This window comes from Dyadobacter sp. 22481 (assembly GCF_052044875.1).
In the GTDB taxonomy this organism is placed as follows: Bacteria; Bacteroidota; Bacteroidia; order Cytophagales; family Spirosomataceae; genus Dyadobacter; species Dyadobacter endophyticus.
The window spans coordinates 1244398-1266912 of sequence record NZ_JBQENV010000003.1 but is presented as its reverse complement, the minus strand read 5'-3'; the positions used below and the strand labels follow the sequence as shown (position 1 = coordinate 1266912).

The window sequence follows — 22515 nt, the reverse complement described above, 5'->3', positions numbered from 1 at the left end:
GATAATGTGCTACTCCCGGTGCCGATGCCCGTCAGGCATGGGCTACAATGCGTTCGAGATAAGTGCCATAGCCGCTCTTCAAAAGAGGCCGGGCGATTTCACGCAATTGTTCTGCATTAATAAAGCCCATGCGGTATGCGATCTCCTCAATACAGCCCACTTTTAACCCTTGCCTTTCTTCGATAACCTGAACGAACTGCCCGGCCTGCATCAGCGACTGGAATGTGCCCGTATCGAGCCACGCCGTACCGCGGTTTAGGACACCTACTTTCAGTTTGCCGCGTTCGAGGTAAACCCGGTTCACGTCTGTAATTTCAAGCTCGCCGCGCGGTGATGGAGGGATAGTTTTAGCTATTTCAACTACGTCGTTGTCGTAGAAGTATAAACCAGGCACCGCATAATTGGATTTCGGTTCCACCGGTTTTTCTTCAATGGAAATCACATGATTGGATTTATCAAACTCTACAACGCCGTAACGCTCAGGATCGTGTACCTGGTAGGCAAAGATCACACCGCCGTCGGGATCGTTGTTGGATTGAAGCAATGTCGAAAGCCCCGATCCGTAGAAAATATTATCGCCAAGGATCAACGCTACTTTATCATCGCCGATGAATTCTTCACCGATAATGAATGCCTGTGCAAGACCGTCCGGACTTGGTTGCACGGCATAGCTGAACTGGCAGCCAAGGCGGCTTCCGTCGCCAAGCAGCTTTTCGAAATGCGGCAGGTCGTGCGGGGTCGAAATAATCAGGATCTCACGGATACCCGCCAGCATCAGGATGGACAGCGGGTAATATATCATCGGTTTGTCGTAAACAGGCATGAGCTGTTTGCTGACTGCCAATGTAAGCGGGTGTAACCTCGTACCGGAACCGCCGGCCAGAATAATGCCTTTCATAAATAGAGTTTCAATTGAGTAAAGAAATGACAGGACTATCTATCCTGATACATTTCATCATAATATTTCTGGTAGTTGCCGGAGGTTACGTTGTTCAGCCATTCCTGATTCGAGAGATACCAGTCAACCGTTCTTTCCAGACCTTCGGCGAACTGCAATGAAGGTTTCCAGCCAAGTTCTTCCGATAATTTTGTGGCGTCGATCGCGTAGCGCAGGTCATGCCCGGCGCGGTCGGTCACGTACGTGATCAGCTGCACGCTTTCGCCTTCGCTACGGCCGAGCTTATGATCCATGATGCTGCAAAGCAAATGTACGAGGTCGATATTTTTCCACTCGTTGTGGCCGCCGATATTATAGGTATCGCCATTCACCCCGTTATGGAAAATGACGTCGATCGCGATCGCGTGGTCTTCCACGAACAACCAGTCGCGGATATTTTCGCCTTTCCCGTACACAGGAAGCGGTTTTTTCTGGATGATGTTGTGGATCATCAGCGGGATCAGCTTCTCGGGGAAATGGTTGGGGCCGTAGTTGTTGGAACAGTTTGAGATAACAACCGGCAGCTTGTAGGTATTATGATAGGCTCTTACAAAATGATCTGACGACGCCTTTGAAGCCGAGTAAGGCGAACGCGGGTCGTAACTGGTTGTTTCCACGAAGAATGTACCCGGATCGTGCAGTTCACCGTAAACCTCGTCGGTTGAAACGTGGTAGAAACGGCGGTCGCTGAAATCGTCCTTCCATGCTTTTTTAGCAGCATTCAACAGGTTTACGGTTCCAACGACGTTGGTCATGACAAACGACATCGGATCGGAGATCGAACGGTCCACATGGCTTTCCGCCGCGAGGTGTACCACGCCGTGGAAATCGTTGTCGGTAAACAGCTTGTCGATAAACGCCGCGTCGACGATATCACCTTTTACGAATGTATAATTCGGCGCATTCTCGATGTCTCGCAGGTTTTCGAGGTTGCCTGCGTACGTAAGCGCGTCGAGGTTATAGATATGATATTCGGGGTGGAAGTTGACAAACCGGCGCACGACATGTGAGCCGATGAAACCCGCTCCGCCTGTAATCAGGATTTTTTTCATTTTTCAGCTGTTAATTTTAGTTGCCAGTTCCATGCATCGCGCAGTGCTTCGGCCATGGTTTTTTCGGCACGCCATTTCATTATATTATTTACTTTGTCGGACTGCGCGTAGATTTGCTCGACATCCCCCTCGCGGCGTGGCCCGATGGTATAGTTGAGTTTCACGCCGTTTACTTCCTCAAAAGTATTAATCAATTGCAAAACGGTATAACCTTCGCCCGTTCCTACATTAAATACATCATAATAGTTAGTATCCGTCTGCGATTCGAGCAGGTCGAGCGCCTTTACGTGTGCCTTGGCGAGGTCTACCACATGGATGAAGTCACGGATACAGGTGCCGTCGGGCGTGTTGTAGTCGTTGCCGAACACGGTGAGCGACTTGCGAAGACCGGCGGCCGTCTGCGTAATGAATGGTACCAGGTTACTCGGAACGCCGTTCGGCAGTTCGCCGATCAGCGATGTTTCGTGTGCGCCGATGGGGTTGAAATACCGGAGCGAGATCGCCTTGATTCCCGGAGCTGAATGCACGTGATCGCGGATAATATCCTCGGCAATCGCCTTGGTATTGCCATACGGCGAGTTGGCCGGCAGGCGCGGCGTGCTTTCGGTTACCGGCAGCTTTTCGGGCTGGCCGTATACCGTACACGACGAGGAGAATACGAACTTATCGACATTGAATTCCTTCGCGGCGCGAAGCAGTACCAGAAGGGAAATCAGGTTGTTTTCGTAGTAGTTCAAAGGTTTTTCAACCGACTCACCCACAGCTTTGTATGCCGCAAAATGGATGATGCCGTCGAACTTTTCCTTTTCAAACAAGGCCCTTACCTTGTCGGCATCATTGCAATCGATTTCGTAGAATGGAAACGTTTTGCCGGTGATTTTTTTGATTCCTTCTAAAACGTTGAGATTGGAGTTGTACAGGTTGTCGATAATGACCGGTTCGAACCCTGCATTGTGCAACTCTACCACGGTATGGGATCCGATAAATCCGGCCCCTCCGGTAACGAGAATTTTCATGCGTTATGTGCGTTTTTTATAAAAATATGGTGGTATAGATGGTGTTCAAAACGGCTTTTACCCGCCTTTTTTTCCGGGCAAAAGTAGAAAATTTGACGTCCATTAAAAAAAAATGTTTTTATTTATCCGTTGGTTGTAAAACGCAGATTTGAGGAAAATGGACCAGAAAGAAATCAAGGCACTGATATCCTTGCTTGATGATGAAGATCATGAAGTAAGTCAGCATGTTGAAGGGAAGATATTATCGTTGGGAGGGACAGTGATACCTTTTCTGGAGACCGAATGGGAGGAGAGTTTTAATCCAATCGTGCAGCGCAAAATCGAGGAACTGATCCACGAATTGCAGCTGAGCATTATGATAGAACGGTTACAAGCGTGGAAAAACGGCGGCGGGCTCGACCTGCTGGAAGGTATGTGGATCATCGCAACCTATCATTATCCGGACCTGTCGATCGAAAAGTTGAAAACCACCATCGAACAGCTTTATTATGACATCTGGATCCAGTTCCAGGAGGAAATGAATGCGGTAGACCAGGTGAAGCGGATCAATAGCATATTTTTTGGGGTGATGAATTTCGCGGCCAATACCAAGAACTTCCATTCGCCGACGAACTCGATGATCAACTCGGTGCTCGAAAGCCGGCGTGGTAACCCGATTACCTTGTGCGTGATCTATTTATTGATTGCGAGAAAGCTGGGAATGCCCGTGTATGGCGTCAATTTGCCTAATTTGTTTGTACTTACTTACAAAAGCGATAAGACGCAGTTCTATATTAATGTCTTCAACCGCGGGATTATTTTTTCCAAAACGGACATCGATCACTACATCGCGCAGCTGAATATCAAATCCAAAGACATCTTCTACCAGCCTTGCACCAATCTTGAAATCGTGCAGCGGGTATTGCGTAACCTGATTCTTTCCTACGAAAAAACGAGCGAGCAGGACAAGATCAGGGAAATCGAGAAAATACTGAAGTCGACGCTCGACGAGTTGCCGGAAGGCTGATCTTAAAGCGCAACGGCCAGGCAATGGCCGTCGAACCAGCGAACGTGAATGTTTGAAGGGACGACAAGGTCTTCGTCTGTAAGGTTTCCCCTGAGGATCACGTCGGCGTTTTCGAACGGGCTGATAAAAATAGCGTCCCGAAAACTGATCTTTTTCTTTCCGTACAATTTATACAGAGCCTCTTTCGCGCACCAGTACATGCAAAGGCGGTCCATTTCGTCCTGTGCGTGGTCGAATTCGGGTGGGGAAAGGTATTTTTTGGAGGTACGCTGCAATTTTGCGTCCGTTTTTTCCATATCTATCCCGACGGCGGCAGTCGGGTTGATGGCCACGGCCACAAACTCGGCGGTATGGGTAATGGAAATGTGCGAATCGTTGTCGATCAGGAATGCCTTGCCGTGCTCGTCCTTGTGAATGCCCACGTAGTTAATGCCAAATTGTTCGGCCAGGGTCTTGATCAGCATCCGGCTGGCGAGCCATTCGCGCTTTTTTTGCGGATGGGATATTTTATCGAGCTCCTCCTGGTTAAAACCGTTACCCAGAGCATCTTGAAGTTCCGCTTCGGTTTCCGTCAGTTTCCAGAGCAGTAATGTGCTGCTATCTTCGATCTTTTCGGAATGAACGAGGGGCATGGTAATACTGTTTGCTACAAAAATATATAGAATGAATATTCGCAAAGTAGATACTTTTTCCGGTCATAGGGACAGTGTTTATACAATTATTTCTGACGAAACGGGTCGCGGTTTTTATTCCGCGGGGGCCGATGGCTTTGTAATCCAGTGGGACCTGCAGAAGCCGGATCTCGGAAAGCTCGTCGCACGCGCGGGCACCTCCGTATATGCGCTTGCATTGCAGGAAGGCAATGATTTCCTTTGGATCGGGCAGAACTTTGAAGGCATTCAGCTTTTGAATACCCAAAAGAATATAATTGAAAAGACCTCAAAAATAACCACTTCGGCCATTTTTGACATTCGCTTCGCGGGCGACAAGGCGCTTGTAGCATTAGGCGACGGCGTGGTGGCGGTGATGGACGTCCCGTCTTTCGCCGTTCAGAAGCATATCAAAATTGCAGGCAAGAGCATCCGGAGCATTGCGGTGAATATCGGAACCAACGAATTCGCTACCGGCGACAGCGATTGTAACGTCCATATCTTCGATCTGGATGGCTTTAAATTAAAAAAGACGATCCAGGCACATTCAAACTCGGTGTTTTCCGTTAAGTATTCACCGGATGGTAAATACCTGTTCACCACCGGCCGGGACGCGCACCTGAAAATCTGGGACGTCAATGATGCATACGGCATCGTGTCCGACATCCCCGCGCATATGTACGCGATCAACGACATTACATTCAGTCCGGATCGCTCCCTCTTCGCTACTTGCAGCATGGACAAATCCATCAAATTGTGGGATGCGACCACTTTCAAGCTTAAAAAGATAATCGACCGGGCACGTCATGCCGGGCATGGAACGTCCGTGAATAAACTGCTCTGGACGGGTTATGAAAATCAGCTGATTTCGTGCAGCGACGACCGTATGATATCGGTTTGGGAGGTTTCGTAAGCCAATACTTATAATATGGTAATGTTGGTAAATACTTTGAAAAATGAATCATATATCTTTAACTTACACGACCGTTTTTAACTAGGCATCAAAGTATAGAATGCATCATGAAAATATCCGCTATAGAGATACGCAAGCACACTTTTGAAAAGATTTTCAGAGGTTATGACCCGGACGAAGTAGATGCTTTCCTGAACTCTCTGTCTCAGGAATGGGAGCGGTATTCAAGCGAAAACAACTTGCTGAAGATGCAGCTGGAATACGCGGAGAAGGAATTGGCGAAGTTGAAAGATATCGAATCAACCTTATTCAGAACCTTAAAAGCAGCCGAAGATACCAGCAAGTTAATCGAGAAGGAAGCCAACGAAAATGCGGAAAAAAGAATAGAAGAATCACGCGTCGCGGCGAATGATCTGGTAGCGGAAGCGGAACAGCGTACGAGTCAGATTATCAAACAAACCGAAGACCGGCTTTCAAAATTCAAGGAGGATTTTGCGCAGGAAGTGAAGGTTCAGGAGCGTGACTTCCGGGCCATCGAGAACTTCCGCGATAACCTCATTGTACAGCTCAGCTCGCTCGCTAACAGCGCGCTGGAAACAGTGGAGCGCTTCGAGCAGAAATACGATAAGGAATCGGTCCTCAATAAAATGGAGGACATTAAAAAGCATATTTCGGAAATCGAGATTCCGAAGAAGATTGTATTCCAGCAGCCTGTAAAAATCGAAGTAGAAGAAACTGCCGATGAACCCGAGGTGCAGGTGGTGTTGCAGGATGATAAACCGGAAGTCGTATTCGAAGTAGCAGGCGAGGAAGAACCTGAAGCGGAAGCGGTTTTTGAAGTTGATCCCGAACTGCCCGAGGTAGTTGAGCAAGAAGAGGAAATACCGGTTGCAACGGCGCCATCCGCCGCAGTAGTTGAGGTAAGTCCGGAGCCGGAACCTGTTGCAGCGCCCGAGCCTGTCCGCGAAGAACCGGTTGCCTTCAACAGACCAAGACAGACGCAGAAAACTGCTGCCGAGGAAGCCGAAGAAGTGCTTGCCGAAATGCATAAGGTGGCAGAGAAAGCAAGGGATTCTTCGCCGGGGATCAACCGGCCGAGAGAAAGCAGCCAGCCGAAGAAATCAGGCGGCGGTTCATTTTTTGACCAAATCTAAGTTTCAATATTGGGAACGATCAGTCTCGAAGGACTCGAATTTTTTGCATACCACGGCTATTACCCCGAAGAACAACGTATCGGCAACAAATACGCCCTGGACATTACCATTACCACCGACTTTTTTAGCGCCGCGCAGCACGACAAGCTAAGCGAGACCGTCAACTACGAAACCATTTACCAGCTCACGGCCAAGGTCATGAAAGAACCGGCCAAGCTTTTGGAACACATTGGTTTTAATGTAATTGAGAAAATACGGGAGCATTACCCGACGGTCGAGAAAGTCACTGTGAAAGTCTCTAAATTCAATCCGCCGATAGGAGGGGTCTGTACGCGGGCGGTAATTACGATGGAAGGATAACGCTGTCACGTTGAGCGAAGTCGAAGCGCATGCACGATGCCGGTTGTATCGTACGGACTGCCTTCGACTGCGCTCAGGCTGACTAATGTCAGCGTGACATTTTTATCAATATTCGTGGGGAAGCGCAATGTCCACCGCTTCGTGCCATGGCAAACCGTGAACGTTCAGCAGCTGCATGAAAGGATCGGGGTTCAATTCTTCTACATTGTAAACGCCAGGCTTCATCCATTCTTCATTCGTCAGCATCAGCATGGCACCGATCATCGCAGGAACACCCGTTGTGTAGCTCACAGCCTGTGCGCGTACTTCGCGGTAGCATTCAGCGTGGTCGCAGTTGTTCCAAACGTAGTACGTTCTTTCCACCCCATCTTTGATACCCTTAATCTGGCAGCCGATGGACGTCTGGCCTGAGTAGTTCTCGCCCAAAGTATCGGGAGCGGGAAGTACCGCTTTCAGGAATTCGAGGGGAACGATATCCATACCGTTGAATTTGATCGGTTTGATGCTTGTCATACCTACATTTTCGAGCACATTCAGGTGCGTAATGTAAGCCTGGCCGAACGTCATCCAGAAACGCGCACGTTTCAGGGTAGGAAAGTTTTTTACCAGCGATTCGAGTTCTTCGTGGTAAAGTACATAGCTTTCTTTCGGTCCGATTCCAGGGTAATCGATTGGTTTATGAATTGACATTGCAGGGATTTCGACCCATGCACCGTTTTCCCAATAGCGGCCCGGCTGGGTAATCTCGCGGATGTTGATTTCAGGATTGAAGTTGGTCGCAAATGCTTTGCCGTGATCGCCTGCGTTACAGTCGATAATATCCAGGTAATGCATTTCATCGAAATGGTGCTTGGCGGCATGCGCAGTAAAAACCTGCGTAGCGCCCGGGTCGAAACCGCAGCCCAAAACGGCCATCAGTCCCGCCTCTTTGAAGCGCTCCTGGTAAGCCCATTGCCAGCTGTATTCAAATTTTGCAACGTCTTTTGGTTCGTAATTGGCGGTATCGAGGTAATGCACGCCGGTTTCGAGGCAAGCATCCATGATCGTCAGATCCTGGTAGGGCAACGCCACGTTGATGAGCACTTTGGGTTGGAAACGCTTGATAAGCAGCACGGTTTCGGCCACGATGTCGGCATCCACCTGAGCGGTCTGGATCTCTACCCCGTGCATTTCCTTGATTTCGGCTGCTATTTTATCACATTTCGCCTTGGTGCGGCTGGCGAGCATTATTTCGGTGAAAACATTGCTGTTCAATGCGCATTTGTGTGCCACAACACTACCGACACCTCCTGCGCCAATGATAAGAACCTTGGACATTTTAATAGTTTTAAATTTCCGGCAAAGATAGGACGGCCGGTTAATTTTTCAATTTAAATTTCCGTTAACCACCTTCATCACCTTGCCTGCACCATAGTTGAGATAATACACTTCACCCTTGATATCCTGGCCGAAAGACGAAATATTGCCTTTGCCTTCCAGGATCAGCGTGTTGCTTTTCCGCGTGTTGCCGTCGAGTTCGAGCGCCCAGATACGCCCACTCACGTAATCGCCGTAAATGTACTTGCCAGCCAGCGCGGGAATAGCGGAGCCGCGGTATACATATCCGCCTGTGATCGAGCGGTCGCCATTATCCTGGCTGTAATCGTGAACGGGTTCTATAAGTCCTTGTTCATTGCAATTAGAGGAAGGATTATAGCAATCGACACCCTCCTTGATGCGCCATCCGTAGTTGCCGCCTTTCGTGATAATATCGATCTCCTCGCGCTCGTTCTGGCCGACGTCGCCCGCGAAAAGCTTGTCGCTACCCATGTCGAAGCTGATGCGCCACGGGTTACGAAGGCCGTAAGCATATATTTCGGGTAGATGGCCGGTGGTGCCGGTCGCGTAAGGATTGTCGCCGGGAATGCTGTAATTACCTTTCGAGGTCCCGTTGACATCCACACGCAGGATTTTGCCCAAATGACTTTTCAGGTTCTGCGCATTGTTCTGCGGGTCACCGCCGCTTCCGCCATCACCAGTGGCAATATAGAGGTAGCCGTCTTTTCCGAATTGCATTGAGCCGCCGTTGTGGTTGTCGTAGGGCTGATTGAAGGTGAATAACACCGCCTCACTCCCGGGATCGGCCTGGGTGGCGCTGGTGGCTTTGTAACGAGCGATTACCGTTTTCAGCGGCGTACCGGAAGTGTAATTGACGAAGAAGTAGCCGTTGGTTTTAAAATCCGGATGAAATGCGAGGCCAAGCAACCCGCGCTCGCCGCCTGATCTTACCTTGCTTTTAATGTCGAGAAATGTAGTGCTGGAAGATGTATTTTCACTGTTGGAAAATACTTTAACAACTCCGCCTTGTTCCACGACGAAGAATTTACTGCTGTCACCAGGTGCCTGAACCAGGTCGACCGGCAGGCTGAACGTCAATGCCGGAAATATGTCTTTGGAATCGATCGTGTTCTCCGGAAGTTCGGAATCTTCGGGTGTTTTCGGATCGTCGGATTTGCAGGCAAAAGTGGCAAGAGCGAATGCCAGCGGAACGATGGTCAGGCGAAGTATGGCTTTCATGAGGTCGTAGTAGTAAGTTTCTACAACAACGTCATGAAAGTCTGTTTAATTTTGGAATAGATTTTAAATCAGGTGTTTCCAGATAACGTCGTACACATCTACTGCTTCCAGCTCCTGCTTTTCGGCCGCCTGGTCGGTGACGATGACCGGGTAGTATTCTTTGGAAATATTAATCCCTCCGTGCGAACCTTTGACCAGCGTCGCATCCAGTGGAATTACATCCATTAAATATCGGAAGCCCAGTAATTTGCGGGCAAGCTTATAACCTGCGCGGAGCTTAATCAACGGATTTTTAGGATCCATAAACATCTCTACCGGATCATAGCCCGGTTTGCGATGAATGTCCACCAAATGCGCGTAATCCGGTGCTTTCGCGTCGTCGAGCCAGTAGTAGTAGGTAAACCAGCTGTCTGGCTTCGCAACGACCACAATATCCCCGGAGCGCTGATGATCGATGTGGTATTCTTTCTGAGCCTCTTTATCGAGAACGAGGTCAATGCCTGGTGTTTTCTTCAAAACCTGCATGACCCGCTCTTTTACAGCAGGATCGTTTAAGTAAATATGTGCGATCTGGTGGTCGGAAACGGCGAATGCTTTGGAAACACCGGCATCCAGCAGCTCATACCAGCGCTCGTTACGAACTGAAATCAGTCCTTCATTGCGCAGAATGCGGTTGATATGAATCGGGTTGTCGACCGGATTAATACCATATTCCGAAAGCAGGATAATCTTCGCATCGCGTGCTTCGTAAAACTGAATGAGATCCTTAACCACCTCGTCGATCTCATGCAATTCCTTGCTGATTTTAGAAAAATCCGGGCCGAATTTCTGCAAACAATAATCGAGGTGCGGCAGGTAAATGAGTGTCAGCGTCGGGTTATGTCTTTTTTCGACAGACATCGAAGCGTCGGCGATCCAGCGGGTGGATTTGATATTCGCATTGGGTCCCCAGAAATTGAACAGCGGGAACTGACCTAGTTCGGACTGCAATTCGTCGCGCAACTCGGGCGGGTAGGTATAGCAGTCGGGGGCTTTCACACCGTCGGCGTGGTATTGCGGCCGCGGAGTTACCGACCAGTCGGCGGTGGAGTACATATTATACCACCAGAACATTTTCGAAACCGTAAAATTAGGGTCCTGCTTTCTCGCATTATCCCAGATCTTATCGCCCTGCACGAGCTTGTTCGACTGCTTCCAGAACTTCACTTCCGAATCTTCCCGGTCGTACCAGCCATTGCCGACGATGCCATTCTCCGCGGGCCATTTGCCCGTCACATAAGTGCTCTGGGAAGTGGTCGTAACCGCCGGGAGCACCGGTTTAATGGGCGTCAAGTGCCGTTTTTTGATATAAGCATCCAAAAACGGCGTATGTTCGCCGATCAGGTTGGCGCTCAGCCCTACAATATCAATTACAACAGTTTTATTCATAATTCAGGACTTTCTTCACCCATTCGAGCTCGCGCACGATGGATTCGCCGATGGGTTTCTGCATATCCTCAGGTAGTACGCCCCAGGTGTAGGTTTCCACTTCGAGGTATGTCGAGAAGGGGGCTTCTTTTTGCAATGCGAGTGTTTGAACAATATCTCCCTGCGTCGAATCCAGCACGCCGTAGGTATTCACAAACAACGGAACGTGGAAATGCACGCGCCACTCCTCGTGGGTTTCATTCCAGTCGGTCAATGCCTCTTTCAAATCGGGGTAGTGGGTGAAGTGGCCGTCATCGTGGCGGGCTACTACCTGGTGCAGGTACACAGGCTCGTCGAAGGTTTCGATAGCTTTGCGTTTAATCTCCCGCTCAGCGGTGTAATTCACTTTCAAAGCCGAGCTCACCTGAATGCGGCCGACTTTAATACCAAATTCATTTAATGAATCGAGAATATCTTCCGGTTTTTCAAAACCTACCGCGGCGTGGCAAATGTCGTAGCATAATTGAATATGCTTCAAAATGAGCGCGTGAGCTTCGTCGGCATCGATTCCGTATTTTTCTACTAAATAAATAGTGCCCTTCGGAAGCAATAGGTTGGTATACCAGGTTACAAAATCTTCGGTGTTGTCGAGAATGCCATCCGGTTCGGGTTCAATGTCCAAATGCAGGAACTTCCCGTTTTCCTTTTCAATGCGGATCAGTTCGTCGAGCAGTTCGAGAATATGATCGGTAGCCTTCTCGGTGGCTTGCTGCTTGTCCGCTTCGGTTTTCCACCAAAGGCGGTAGGAGAGCGGTGGGGTGGAAACACCTCCATGCATATCGGCAGGCAGCAATGCGGCCAGGATGTTGAAAAGGCGTTTCGTGTAGGCGAGGCGGTCGACGGTCGTCCAGTCGGGCGTATGTACGTCGTCTTTCACGCGGGTATTGTGGAAACCGCCGTAGGGGAAGCCATTGATTACAAACACATATACATTTTGCTTGTCCAACCAGTTTTTGAACTCGGCCAGGATCTCCGGCTTGCTCAGCTCGATCGAAGCTTCGTTGGCAACACGCAGCCCGAGGCCAAAAGGCTTACCGGGAGCAAGTTGCTCCCGTATGTAAGGAATGCTCTCGCGCAGCGACCGGAAATGATCTTCCCATTTTTCACCGGGATGTATGTTGCTGCAATAGGTAAGGTGTCCGTAAGGCGTGATCATGCAGGGATAATTTTTGAACTTTCGAGGTAATCCACCGACTGTGCGATAATGTCGGCATCCAGTTCATGCACTTCAACGCCTTTACCGATTCTTTCCAGCAACATAATGGTGAGCCTGCCGCCCAAATGCTCGCGGAATTCCTGCAAACCGTTGCGGAGATTGATTTTATCGTTTTCAGCCAGTTTGGAATGGTATAAGTCAAAACCGACTTTGGTAAGCACATCTATAATGCGGTGCAGGTCGCCCTCAGCGAGCATACCTATTTTATTAGCATACACACAATCCAATGCAATACCGATGGCCACCGCTTCGCCGTGGCGGACCTGGAAACCGGTCAGGTATTCGAGCTTATGCGCAGCCCAATGACCAAAGTCGAGTGGGCGGGAAGAACCGAATTCGAACGGGTCTCCGCCGGCAATGTGGTCGGTATGCATTTCGGCACAGCGGTGGATGAGGTAGGCCATGGCTTCTTCATCGCGGGCTGCGAGTGCTGCCGCGTGTTCTTCGATCCATTCAAAGAAAGCTGCGTCCTTGATCAATGCCACTTTCACTGCTTCGGCGAGCCCGCCGCGCCAGTCGCGATCGTCGAGCGTGCGCAGGAAGGTAAGGTCGTTGAAAACGGCCACCGGCGGTGCAAATGTGCCGAGGAAGTTCTTTTTACCGTGGAAATTGATGCTGTTTTTAACTCCTACGCCGGAATCGTTTTGTGCGAGAACGGTCGTCGGAATGCGGATCAGCTTGATACCCCGGTGCGAAACCGCAGCGGCATAACCCACGAGGTCGAGCACCGCACCGCCGCCGATTCCTATCACGAAAGAATGGCGGTCAATCCCAAACACATCGACGGCTTCCACAAGCTTATCGAATTGCGACGGATCATTTTTGCAAGCTTCCCCTCCTGGTACCACGATAATTTCGGGCGCCAGCTGGATATGCGTCACATTTTGTGCAAAATAGGAGCGGATCTGGTTTTTCAGCTCCGGCTGTGTCTGTTCAAACCCCTCGTCCACGATCACCAGGGCCTTGCGCTGAAAGCCCTGCTCGGTATAGTCTTGAAAAAAATCTTTCAGTAACGGGTTCTGGGCGTCAAAAAGGTGTTGGGTGAAGAATACAGCATAGTTGTACTCCACCTGGAAACGTTGTTTTATGGTTTGCATTGAATTCTGCATTACACTAGCAAAGTGGGTATTTGTAAATAAAACGTTTGAAAACACGATCCGTTCAAACGCGGCTCAAAATCATTGATATAAAGACTAAAATTAATAGCTTTTCCCCGTCCTGTCATCGTCCAATTTATTTATGAGGCCGGAGCCGCGCTCCTCGATTCCTTTCTCCATGCTCCTTTCCTCCTTTTCTTCCGCTATTAAGTAACCGCAAACGCCTTCGCCAAATACATGGAAAGCGGCAGTAATGCGAGCACTGCAATGGCAATCGGTAGCAAGCCAAACGCCGCGCACCAGGAGGCATTCATGACAATCAGCGAGATAACCCCCGCTTTTACAGCCTTACCAATCAGCGGGCCGATCGGGTTTTGCATGGCATTCCAGAGCGGCCGGAAAATGAACCACGCATGCAACAACACAAATGGAATCGTGAATAAAATATTACCCTTTCCTTGCGCGATGGTCAACTGCGCCGCAAGGACGGCCAGGTAAAGGAACGCTGCGATATATAATGTACGCTTCTTGCCGCCATGCACCTCGTCCTGGCTGATCAGCGTGATCGCACCAATGTACATAATCGGGAAAATAGCAATGAATGCCCATTGCCGGAACGATTCGGGCAGCACGCTCATGCCGAGGATCAGGTTGCCGCCCCGGCACATGCCCATCACGAGCGGACCGAAGAACACGTGATGTTTGGCAAAGCGGTTGTACAAAATGGTGAGCATGGCAACTACGACGGCGATCATGCCGCTTTGCAGGCTGAATGCACCTGCCGCGATAATGCCTAGCAGCAATAGCGAAATACCCATGGTCGCAGCCTGTGCCAGCGGAACTTTGCCGCTCGGTATAGGCCGCTCGGGGCGCTCGACAGCGTCCAGTTTGGCGTCGAAAACGTCGTTCATCACCACGCCGCCGCCGTAGAGGCCGAGCGTGGAAAGGACGAGCCATGCGGGTGAAAAATCCGAGAAAGTAAACTGTGCAATGGCCATACCGGCCAGGATGTCCGCGATGGCAGTCACCAGATTGGCCGGACGCGTCAGTTGCAAATAAGGTTTGAGGCTGCTCACTTTAATTGATCACTAAAGAGTCCTTCACCGGAGCAGGCTGCTGGCCACCTCTCAGAATACTGTTACCATGGAACTTTGCAGATTGATCCACCGCATAGCCCGATTCGAAATCGGTCACGTCGATCTGCCCGCTCTTGCCGAATGCATCGATCGCATTTTGGTAGGTTACGAGGCGGATCGTTTCGTCGGAAATGCCGCGCATCTTCATCAATGCGGCCGTTTTCGGGATTGCCAGCGGATCAGAAATACCCCAGTCGGCGGCAGAATTGATCATAATGCGTTCGGGCCCATATTGTTCTACCACTTTTACCATCCGCTCATTACCCATTTTGGTAAAAGGATAAATGGTAAATGCAGCGTAAAAGCCCTGGTCAAGTACGCTTTTCACGGTTTCTTCATTGTTATGGTCCACAATCACCCACGAAGGGTCGAGGCCGTGTTCCAATGCAATGGCCATGCTGCGCTCTGTGCCTTTTTTCTTGTCGCGGTGCGGCGTGTGGATTTGTACGGGCAGGTTTGCTTTTTTTGCCAGTTCAAGTTGGAGGCGGTAATATTTTTCTTCTGCGGGCGTCTGGTCGTCGAAACCGATCTCGCCTACGCCTACCACGCCTTCCTTATATATGTACAAAGGCAGGATCTCCATGACCTGCTCTGCCAACGGCTCGTTGTTGGCCTCACGGGAATTGAGGCCCATGGTACAATAGTGTTTTATCCCGAACTGCGAGGAACGGAACCGCTCCCATCCCACCAGACTGCTATAATAATCCTTAAAGGTCGATAATCCCGTCCGTGGCTGGCCGACCCAGAATGCGGGTTCGATGAGCGCCACAATGCCAGCCTGGTTCATGGCCTGATAATCGTCGGTTGTACGGGAAACCATGTGGATATGCGGGTCGAAGAAACGCATTCCTTTGATAAGATCTTTATAATCGTTCCAGGCAATGTCGCGGTGCGCTGGAGCGAGGCTGGCTTCTTCGCTGTCTTCGAAATGCGAAGGATTCGGGGTGGTATCGTTATGGTTCAGGCACATAATGTCAATGTTCGAGGTCGGCCCAGGTGAGTGCGCCGGATTTTACTGATTTTTCGAGATCGGTGTACTTGGCCAGCAGGTAGTTGGCGGCCGGAAGCGACGCTTCTCCACAGGCCAATGCTGCCGCCTGGCGGTCTTCTTCTTTTTCCGAATCAAACAAATGCTGCATATCGGCAAGAAGCGTCGGGGTTAGATATTTACCGGTGAGTCTCCACACCTGAGCAGGTACGCTACGCCCGGCTGCCCAGCGCTCGTGCGCGAAATCCGACAGCGTCACTGCCAGCTTCTCATTCGAGCGGTTTGCCAGCCCCTCTATCAAATGAACAGGCTTGTCGTTGAATATCGTTTTGAGTACGAGCTGGTTCCAGGCCAGTTCGCTGAAATACTTCTCCGGATAAGGGTTATGCAATGCAATCGCATCAAATACAAAACCCATATTGGACCGAACGGCATCGGTAGCGCGAAAAAGCCATTGATCAGGGTATGAGAGCAGCGGCAGCGCGGAATAAAGCGCCACAAGCTCATTCATTTCAGCCGTATCGAACAGCGTTTCAATGTTTTTGATGTATTCCTCTTTTACAGAAGGGTCCAGTTGTGTAAGCAGCCACACGCGGCTAAGCCTTACCAATGACCATCCCTCGACCGAAAAGCCCGGAATTTCGAGGTTAAGAGCGGCTTTTTCGGCATCTGAGGTGTTGATAATTTTTTTAGACAGGAACCTGGGGGCTGCCACGAAGGCCGTCATCAGTTCAATGGGTGCGGAAGGTCCCGGCGTGGATACGCCCGGCGTGGATACGCCCGGCGTGGATAAGCCCGGCGTGGTAACGCCTTTTTGCTGCAACCATTCCGCCTCGCTTGCTGAGGTACGGGAAGCGATGATCTCCCAAATTTTTTGTTTAATAATATCGGACATAACTGTTGTCTGTGATCATATTTACCGGTTCAGGCCGTGTAAATGTATGACGGATGCTGGGTTATTGGTATAATGCCTGTTTGCCTTCATAAAGTTTCCCGTCGGCTATTTATAACGTAGTAGAGGCACTTTTGGCTCAATTTACGGCATGATTGATATCAGTTTTAATGAAAAACTAATATCATTTGTAACTGATGGTTAAAAATCAAATTCAAGAATATCCGGGTCGTTGAGGAGGTGGTGGGTAAGTTTTTCGTGCTTCCTTTCCGAGCCTTGCAACGTCCAGCTCCCGGTAATGTGGGTGCCGATCCGGCTCTGTTCGCCTCGCAGGATTTTCAGGTCATATTCTTTGAAAAGGTTCTCGTAGGTTTTCAACGTCTTCCTCTGGTACACACACATCAGGCGGTAGTTCCGGATCTGGCTTTTCCGGCGGATAAACTTCTGCACGGGCGACAAAATCACCAACGTCATGCCCGAAATCACGAAACAAATGATCGACACTTCATAAAACCCGGCCCCGATGCCCATCCCCACCGCCGCAGTAACCCACACGATGGCCGCCGTCGTAATCCCGACGACACGGTTGTTTTCCCGGAAAATGATCCCCGCACCGATAAAACCTATCCCCGTCACGATGTTGGCGGCGATCCGCCCGGCATCCGAACTGATCTTAATGGAAAGGATCGTAAACAGCGTCGATCCCATTGCAATCAGAATGAGCGTTCGCAACCCCGCCGATTTACTGCGGTACTCGCGCTCCGCGCCGATGATACCGCCGAGGACGAAGGAAATGAGGAGTTTATAAATGTCTTCGGGAAGCAGTTCCATTCAATGTGATTTGTATTCATAATAAAGCCGGGCAGATCGTCGACCTCCCCGGCTTCGCATTTATTTTTATATTAAGCTGCGGCTGCCGTCCGCGTTTCGATCCAATCGATGATGCGTTCTGCTTCCTGCATTCCTAATTTTATCAATTCTGCACTTCCGAAACCATCGTAGGCCATAGTAAGGTGTAAAACCTGATAAACCGTTCCGAATGAGTTCAGTATTTTCTTATCCTGATCGGACAGGTTTTGCTTGTACCAGTCTACATCCTGGCGTCCTTTGATCTTTTTACCAAAATAGCGATCCAAGGCGAACAAAACGCCTGTGTAGGCCGTGTGTCCCGCCATTTTTACATATTTAGCATCCTGGTAATATCCATCCTCTTTCCTTGCTTTCTCGCGTAGGATTTCTTTTGCATTGTCCAAATAGCGTTTCGCTTCACGGACGGAGTCTTCGATGGAGAGTTGCTGCTTTGCCATAAGTAAGTGTATGTGATTAAGTTTGTCATAAAATTACAAAACAGATCGCACACCTACGAATTCATCCACTCCTCAATCTCCTCCGCTTCCAGCGGAATATGCGCCATCAGATCCACATTCCCGTTATCGGTAATCAGAATATCGTTCTCCAATCGAATCCCTAATCCTTCTTCCCGAATGTAAATCCCTGGCTCGCAGGTGAAAACCATACCCGCTTCGAAGCGGCGGTATTTGTTGCCTACATCGTGGATGTCGAGGCCGAGAAAGTGGGAGGTGCCATGCGGGAAGTATTTTTTGTAGGCGGGTAGGTCGGGATCCTGTTTTTCAATGTCTTCTTTGGTGATCAGCCCGAGGCCGATGAGTTCGCTCTCCATAATGCGGCCGATTTCCTGGTGGTATTCGTCCCAGATATTGCCTGGCACGAGCAACCCCTTGGCGGCTTTGAAAACACGCAGAACGGCATCGTACACATCGCGCTGGCGTTTGGTGAAGCGGCCGTTTACAGGAATGCTGCGGGTGAGGTCGGCGCCGTAGTTGGCGTATTCGGCGGCGACGTCCAGAAGGAGAATGTCGCCGTCTTTGCAAACCTGATCGTTTTGAATGTAATGCAGCACGCACGCATTTGCGCCGGAAGCAATAATGGGCTGGTAGGAAAAGCCTTTCGAGCGATTGCGGACAAATTCGTGCAGTAGCTCCGCTTCGATCTCAAACTCATGAACGCCGGGTTTCACGAATTTCAATACTCTTTCAAAACCCTGCTTTGTAATATCGCAGGCCTTTTGCAGTAATGAGACTTCCTCCGGCTGCTTCACCGCGCGCAGCTGGTGCATCAGTGGCGCGAGGCGCACGAGGTTGTGCAATGGGTAACGGTTTTTGAAATCCACAATAAACCTCGCGTCGCGCGATTGCACGTAGGAGTCGCTGCGGGTGTGCTCGTTGGTGTTGAGGTACACGTTTTCAGCTTCGAAAACGATATTGCCAAACACGGTTTCATACTGGTGCGTCCAGTAAATGTTTTGAATGCCGGTGGCGGCGCGGGCTTGTTCCTTGGTGAGTTTTTCGCCTTCCCACACGGCGATAACTTCGTTCGTTTCGCGGAGGAAAAGGACTTCGCGGAACTTTGGGTCGGGGTGATCGGGGAAAATAAGCAGGATCGTTTCCTCCTGATCGACGCCCGTTAGGTAAAACAAGTCGCTGTTTTGTTTGAAACCCATAGTGCCGTCCGCATTGGTGGGCATAATATCGTTGGCGTTAAGAATTGCCAGTGATTTAGGTTTGAGCAAAGTCGTTAAACGGCGTCTGTTTTCGATAAATAGTTTTTGGTCGATGGGGGAATATCGCATGTCTGTATTTTTTCGGATCAGGTAATTTAATTTGTAAAATTACGTTTATCTTGTTCAAAAATTCTAAACTTCTGCCCATGTGCGGAATGGTCTCAGGCCTCGCAAATGCAGTTTTGAAAGTGTTGTTTTGCCAAATTGATTAAGAGTACCTAACTAATGCCGTTGATGAGAAGATTGTTTTTGCTTGCGTTTGTATTTGTGCCGTTGGTATTGTCAGCAAGACCGAAATATTGGATTTATCTGAAAAACAAAGATCTGGCAGGAACCCCTGCGGTTTCGTCGCTGACGCTGGAAAACAGGCAAAAGCTGGGGCTGGCACTTTCGGATGAAACCGATTTACCGGTTAAAAAAGAGTATGAAGCGGCATTGAAGGGGCAATCGGTCAATATCATCAACCGCTCCAAATGGCTGAATGCAGTATCTGCAAATATGACCAGCGAGCAGGCGTTGAAAGTAAAGGAGCTGGATTTTGTGGCGGATGTGGTGATGATCGATCCGGGTTTTTACATTGCCAGGACGCAGCCGACGGAAAAAGCGCAAATGGCGCCAGTGATGTCGCAGGTGCAGGCTAATGCATTTTTAAAAGAGAACATTACAGCAAAGGATGTTACCATCGGTGTTATCGACGCCGGTTTCTACGGTGCGGATTCTTCCCTTTCCCTTTCACAGGTTTTTTCCAATAAAAGGATATTGGGGGTTAGGGACTACGTGAAGCCGGGCCGCCCCGGCGATCTGCTCTTCAGTACCGCCGAGTCGTTTTCCGACATGCATGGTACCGAAGTCCTCGCCGCAATTGCAGGTATCGATTACCAGGACCAGGTGCAATATGGTATGGCCACCAATGCAAAATTCTACCTCGCCCGCACCGACTACTCCATGCGTGAATACCGTGGGGAAGAAGATAATTGGATCGCAGCGATGGAATGGATGGACAGTCTGGGGGTTCGCCTGATCAATACTTCTTTGGGTTATGCCAAAGGTTTTTCGGACCCGAGAGAGAACTATCAGCCGGCACAAATGGACGGTAAAACGAGCGCTATCAGCAAAGCAGCGCAGATTGCTTCTGATAAAAAAGGCATTATGATCATCGTTTCCGCCGGAAATGAGGGAGACGATAAAAGCTGGGGCATCGTTTCCGCTCCCGCCGACGCTAAAGGCGTGCTTTCGGTAGGGGCTACCAATGGCAAACTCTGGAACCGCATTGGTTACAGCAGCATAGGGCCGGAGTTTTTGTCGTATGTAAAACCGAATGTTTCCTGCTTCTCGTTATACGGAACCTCGCTTTCAGCTCCGGTGATAACAGGTTTTGCGGCTTGCCTTTTGCAAGCCAACCCGCAGCTTTCGAATAAAGAATTGATATCGCTCATCGAGAAGTCGTCACATCTGTATCCTTACGGAAACAACTATGTCGGCTACGGTGTGCCCCAGGCTTCCCGTGCACTCGCGCTCGCGAAGGCGCCGTATTTGCCCAACAACTCCAAACTGGTTACCGCCAAAGGCCGCACCTGCGAGGTGGATGTGATCAGTCAGGATTCGATGGTAGCCGTTTACCGCAAGAGGAATGAAAAGGACGTGATCGCACAGCAGGTAGCGAAGGTGCAAAACGGCAAAGTATCGCTCAAACGCCAGAGCAACGAGAAATTCACGACCATCGATCTTCGCGATTATGTAGTGGAAGTACAATGGGATTAGTATCCCGGATTAGGGTGACCTGCGGAGCCTTGCTTCTTCGAGATCCAGCTCGTGTTCTTTGGTCTTGATCATTTCGTTGGAGCAGGTTCTTTCTTCTCGTAATTTTAGTATTTCGTCCCTTTTTACATCGATAATTTCAAGTAACATCGTGCGGTATTTGCGCACGTAGCTGACCGACGTGTCGTCGTCAGAATGCAACAGTTTGTAGTCGGCCATTTCGATGATCTTTTCGTAGCGTTCTTTCAAAAGCCTGAACGGTTCGAAATCCTGTATTTCCCCGTCGTAATTGGATTTCATATAATCGAGGCTTACCGTCGCCAGACGAGAGTTCATCAGGGCATTCTCTCTTTCCAGGTTGTCGCCATTGTCTTCGATTTTGAGCCATTTGATTAAATAGGGCAGGCTAAGTCCCTGAAATACAAGGGTGAACAGGATTACAACAAATGTGATAAAAAGGAACAAATCCCGGTGGGGAAATGCCTTTCCATTTACCAGTAAGGGTATGGCCAATGCAGATGCTAGTGAAACAACACCGCGCATTCCGCTCCATGCCACGATGAATACCGGCTGCCAGGCTGGCCTTACCTCTTTCTCACGAATAGACTTAAAAAGCATCCTTGGAATATAGGTACTTGGAAAAACCCAGATAATGCGGATCAGGATCGTGACGATGCTGATAATGACCGCATAACTTACCACTTCGGTAACCGTATATTCGTTTAGCCCTTCTATTACCTCGGGCAATTGCAGCCCGATCAGGATGAATACAATGCCGTTCAGGAGGAAAACCACTGTTTGCCATACGTAATTGGTTTGCATACGCGACTGGTAAGTAAACAACTCATGCGCCCGGAAACTCAGGAATAGCCCGCCACTCACCACCGCCAGTACGCCCGAATAATGGAAATGTTCGGCTGTGACGTACATTAAATAAGGCGAGATAAATGTGAGCGCAGTGTCAATGCTTGGCGTGGTGGGAAAAAAACGGTGCACGACGTACAGCACATGTGCGATGGCGAGCCCGATGATGACGCCCATTGCTGCTACCATGAGAAAATCGGCGCCCGCCTTCCAGAGGACGAAATTGCCGGTTTCGATCGTCGCCAAGGCCACACGGAATACGATCAGTGAGGATGCGTCGTTTACAAGACTCTCACCTTCGAGAATCGTGACGACGCGTTTGGGGACTTTCAACCCGTGCAAAACAGACGTAGCCGCTACGGCATCGGGCGGTGAGATGATACCCCCTAGCACAAAACCCATTGCTAATGTGAAACCTGGGATGAGCGCGTGCGTGATATACGCCACGGCAGTAGCTGTAAATACGACCAGCCCGATGGACAGCAGGCCGATCGCCCGCCTGGATGCCCAGAAGTCTTTCCAGGAAGTATTCCAGGCGGCTTCGTAAAGCAATGGCGGCAGGAAGATCAGGAAAACCCAGTCGGGTTCGAGCTGTATGTGCGGCATTCCGGGAATGACGCCGATCAGCAAGCCTGCGATGACGAGGAAAATAGGGTAGGAAATACCAATCTTTTCGCTGAGCATCGTGAGCATCGATACTACAAAAAGGAGCGATATTATCAGCAGTAAATTTTCAAGGACCATATTCAGAAAACAGAAGTTCGAAGATATAAAACTATATAAATTGTAAAATCAACATGTAATAACTTTTGTGTGTGGTCGAGCACGCAAATGGAAATTTTGGTTTATATTAGCAGGAAATATTGCGGTTT

General features: G+C 49.7%; 21 protein-coding genes. 5 read left to right on the top strand and 16 right to left on the bottom strand.

Annotated elements, in window-relative coordinates:
• Positions 1-31 precede the first annotated feature (31 nt).
• From rfbA to galE, 3 genes are read right to left on the bottom strand one after another with little or no spacing between them, the layout of a single operon-like run.
• The gene (gene rfbA / locus ACTJJJ_RS23980; RefSeq protein WP_188936355.1) at positions 32-898 is read right to left on the bottom strand and encodes a glucose-1-phosphate thymidylyltransferase RfbA; all 867 of its coding nucleotides are present in this window, start codon (positions 896-898) and stop codon (positions 32-34) included.
• Positions 899-933: 35 nt separating this feature from the next.
• Positions 934-1989 carry a dTDP-glucose 4,6-dehydratase gene (gene rfbB / locus ACTJJJ_RS23975; protein WP_440703239.1) on the bottom strand — a complete coding sequence of 352 codons (1056 nt, stop codon included), beginning with the start codon at positions 1987-1989 and terminating at the stop codon, positions 934-936.
• Positions 1986-3005, bottom strand: a complete 1020-nt coding sequence (gene galE, locus ACTJJJ_RS23970) for a UDP-glucose 4-epimerase GalE (protein ID WP_440703238.1) — start codon at positions 3003-3005, stop codon at positions 1986-1988. The genes rfbB and galE overlap by 4 nt, the downstream gene beginning before the upstream one ends.
• A 157-nt stretch (positions 3006-3162) precedes the next feature.
• Between galE and ACTJJJ_RS23965 the strand changes: the two genes are divergently transcribed.
• The gene (locus ACTJJJ_RS23965; RefSeq protein WP_188936349.1) at positions 3163-4011 is read left to right on the top strand and encodes a transglutaminase-like domain-containing protein; all 849 of its coding nucleotides are present in this window, start codon (positions 3163-3165) and stop codon (positions 4009-4011) included.
• A 2-nt stretch (positions 4012-4013) separates the two neighbouring features.
• Here ACTJJJ_RS23965 and ACTJJJ_RS23960 read toward each other — a convergent pair whose 3' ends face one another.
• On the bottom strand, positions 4014-4643 hold the full coding sequence (locus ACTJJJ_RS23960) for a 4'-phosphopantetheinyl transferase family protein (RefSeq protein ID WP_188936347.1): 630 nt from the start codon (positions 4641-4643) through the stop codon (positions 4014-4016).
• 31 nt (positions 4644-4674) lie between these two features.
• Here ACTJJJ_RS23960 and ACTJJJ_RS23955 point away from each other — a divergent pair, with 31 nt between their 5' ends.
• The 3 genes from ACTJJJ_RS23955 to folB all read left to right on the top strand — a co-directional run bounded on the left by ACTJJJ_RS23955 (position 4675) and on the right by folB (position 7088).
• Positions 4675-5574, top strand: coding sequence for a WD40 repeat domain-containing protein (locus ACTJJJ_RS23955; RefSeq protein WP_426291789.1), 900 nt, complete (start codon positions 4675-4677; stop codon positions 5572-5574).
• A gap of 107 nt (positions 5575-5681) precedes the next feature.
• Positions 5682-6728, top strand: a complete 1047-nt coding sequence (locus ACTJJJ_RS23950) for a DivIVA domain-containing protein (RefSeq protein ID WP_440703237.1) — start codon at positions 5682-5684, stop codon at positions 6726-6728.
• A gap of 9 nt (positions 6729-6737) precedes the next feature.
• Positions 6738-7088 carry a dihydroneopterin aldolase gene (gene folB / locus ACTJJJ_RS23945; protein WP_188936342.1) on the top strand — a complete coding sequence of 117 codons (351 nt, stop codon included), beginning with the start codon at positions 6738-6740 and terminating at the stop codon, positions 7086-7088.
• A gap of 105 nt (positions 7089-7193) precedes the next feature.
• Here the strand turns inward: folB and ACTJJJ_RS23940 are convergent, their stop codons facing one another.
• The 11 genes from ACTJJJ_RS23940 to ACTJJJ_RS23890 form a co-directional block, all read right to left on the bottom strand.
• On the bottom strand, positions 7194-8450 hold the full coding sequence (locus tag ACTJJJ_RS23940; protein WP_262892430.1) for a saccharopine dehydrogenase family protein: 1257 nt from the start codon (positions 8448-8450) through the stop codon (positions 7194-7196).
• A 3-nt stretch (positions 8451-8453) separates the two neighbouring features.
• A complete protein-coding gene (locus ACTJJJ_RS23935; RefSeq protein ID WP_440703236.1) occupies positions 8454-9644 on the bottom strand; it encodes a PQQ-dependent sugar dehydrogenase in 1191 nt (396 codons plus the stop codon).
• Positions 9645-9707: 63 nt separating this feature from the next.
• The gene (locus ACTJJJ_RS23930; RefSeq protein WP_188936336.1) at positions 9708-11072 is read right to left on the bottom strand and encodes an alkaline phosphatase family protein; all 1365 of its coding nucleotides are present in this window, start codon (positions 11070-11072) and stop codon (positions 9708-9710) included.
• Positions 11065-12267 carry a metabolite traffic protein EboE gene (eboE, locus tag ACTJJJ_RS23925; RefSeq protein ID WP_440703235.1) on the bottom strand — a complete coding sequence of 401 codons (1203 nt, stop codon included), beginning with the start codon at positions 12265-12267 and terminating at the stop codon, positions 11065-11067. Before eboE ends, ACTJJJ_RS23930 begins: the two co-directional genes overlap by 8 nt.
• Positions 12264-13424: a 3-dehydroquinate synthase gene (locus tag ACTJJJ_RS23920; RefSeq protein WP_188936332.1), complete on the bottom strand. Its 1161-nt coding sequence runs from the start codon at positions 13422-13424 to the stop codon at positions 12264-12266. Before ACTJJJ_RS23920 ends, eboE begins: the two co-directional genes overlap by 4 nt.
• Positions 13425-13630: 206 nt before the next feature.
• A complete protein-coding gene (gene eboC, locus ACTJJJ_RS23915) occupies positions 13631-14500 on the bottom strand; it encodes a UbiA-like protein EboC (RefSeq protein ID WP_188936330.1) in 870 nt (289 codons plus the stop codon).
• Between the two features lies 1 nt (position 14501).
• Positions 14502-15530 carry a TatD family hydrolase gene (locus ACTJJJ_RS23910; protein WP_440703234.1) on the bottom strand — a complete coding sequence of 343 codons (1029 nt, stop codon included), beginning with the start codon at positions 15528-15530 and terminating at the stop codon, positions 14502-14504.
• Between the two features lie 4 nt (positions 15531-15534).
• On the bottom strand, positions 15535-16443 hold the full coding sequence (locus ACTJJJ_RS23905; RefSeq protein WP_440703233.1) for an EboA domain-containing protein: 909 nt from the start codon (positions 16441-16443) through the stop codon (positions 15535-15537).
• A 198-nt stretch (positions 16444-16641) separates the two neighbouring features.
• Positions 16642-17271, bottom strand: a complete 630-nt coding sequence (locus ACTJJJ_RS23900; RefSeq protein ID WP_188936324.1) for an MgtC/SapB family protein — start codon at positions 17269-17271, stop codon at positions 16642-16644.
• A gap of 71 nt (positions 17272-17342) precedes the next feature.
• Complete coding sequence (locus ACTJJJ_RS23895; RefSeq protein WP_440703232.1) at positions 17343-17747, bottom strand: DUF5618 family protein; 405 nt, start codon at positions 17745-17747, stop codon at positions 17343-17345.
• Positions 17748-17800: 53 nt separating this feature from the next.
• A complete protein-coding gene (locus ACTJJJ_RS23890; RefSeq protein WP_440703231.1) occupies positions 17801-19090 on the bottom strand; it encodes an aminopeptidase P family protein in 1290 nt (429 codons plus the stop codon).
• Between the two features lie 165 nt (positions 19091-19255).
• Here ACTJJJ_RS23890 and ACTJJJ_RS23885 point away from each other — a divergent pair, with 165 nt between their 5' ends.
• Entirely contained in the window at positions 19256-20782 is a 1527-nt protein-coding gene (locus ACTJJJ_RS23885) for a S8 family serine peptidase (RefSeq protein ID WP_440703230.1), read from the top strand.
• Between the two features lie 9 nt (positions 20783-20791).
• On the opposite strand, the gene ACTJJJ_RS23880 is transcribed toward ACTJJJ_RS23885, so the two are convergent.
• Complete coding sequence (locus tag ACTJJJ_RS23880) at positions 20792-22387, bottom strand: Na+/H+ antiporter (protein WP_440703229.1); 1596 nt, start codon at positions 22385-22387, stop codon at positions 20792-20794.
• Between the last annotated feature and the right edge of the window lie 128 nt (positions 22388-22515).

Coding starts and splice junctions, on each gene's coding strand:
- rfbA (WP_188936355.1), bottom strand. CDS start 898: ATGAAAGGCATTATTCTGGCCGGCGGTTCCGGTACGAGGTTACACCCG.
- rfbB (WP_440703239.1), bottom strand. CDS start 1,989: ATGAAAAAAATCCTGATTACAGGCGGAGCGGGTTTCATCGGCTCACAT.
- galE (WP_440703238.1), bottom strand. CDS start 3,005: ATGAAAATTCTCGTTACCGGAGGGGCCGGATTTATCGGATCCCATACC.
- ACTJJJ_RS23965 (WP_188936349.1), top strand. CDS start 3,163: ATGGACCAGAAAGAAATCAAGGCACTGATATCCTTGCTTGATGATGAA.
- ACTJJJ_RS23960 (WP_188936347.1), bottom strand. CDS start 4,643: ATGCCCCTCGTTCATTCCGAAAAGATCGAAGATAGCAGCACATTACTG.
- ACTJJJ_RS23955 (WP_426291789.1), top strand. CDS start 4,675: ATGAATATTCGCAAAGTAGATACTTTTTCCGGTCATAGGGACAGTGTT.
- ACTJJJ_RS23950 (WP_440703237.1), top strand. CDS start 5,682: ATGAAAATATCCGCTATAGAGATACGCAAGCACACTTTTGAAAAGATT.
- ACTJJJ_RS23935 (WP_440703236.1), bottom strand. CDS start 9,644: ATGAAAGCCATACTTCGCCTGACCATCGTTCCGCTGGCATTCGCTCTT.
- ACTJJJ_RS23930 (WP_188936336.1), bottom strand. CDS start 11,072: ATGAATAAAACTGTTGTAATTGATATTGTAGGGCTGAGCGCCAACCTG.
- eboE (WP_440703235.1), bottom strand. CDS start 12,267: ATGATCACGCCTTACGGACACCTTACCTATTGCAGCAACATACATCCC.
- ACTJJJ_RS23920 (WP_188936332.1), bottom strand. CDS start 13,424: ATGCAAACCATAAAACAACGTTTCCAGGTGGAGTACAACTATGCTGTA.
- ACTJJJ_RS23910 (WP_440703234.1), bottom strand. CDS start 15,530: ATGTGCCTGAACCATAACGATACCACCCCGAATCCTTCGCATTTCGAA.
- ACTJJJ_RS23905 (WP_440703233.1), bottom strand. CDS start 16,443: ATGTCCGATATTATTAAACAAAAAATTTGGGAGATCATCGCTTCCCGT.
- ACTJJJ_RS23900 (WP_188936324.1), bottom strand. CDS start 17,271: ATGGAACTGCTTCCCGAAGACATTTATAAACTCCTCATTTCCTTCGTC.
- ACTJJJ_RS23895 (WP_440703232.1), bottom strand. CDS start 17,747: ATGGCAAAGCAGCAACTCTCCATCGAAGACTCCGTCCGTGAAGCGAAA.
- ACTJJJ_RS23890 (WP_440703231.1), bottom strand. CDS start 19,090: ATGCGATATTCCCCCATCGACCAAAAACTATTTATCGAAAACAGACGC.
- ACTJJJ_RS23885 (WP_440703230.1), top strand. CDS start 19,256: ATGAGAAGATTGTTTTTGCTTGCGTTTGTATTTGTGCCGTTGGTATTG.
- ACTJJJ_RS23880 (WP_440703229.1), bottom strand. CDS start 22,387: ATGGTCCTTGAAAATTTACTGCTGATAATATCGCTCCTTTTTGTAGTA.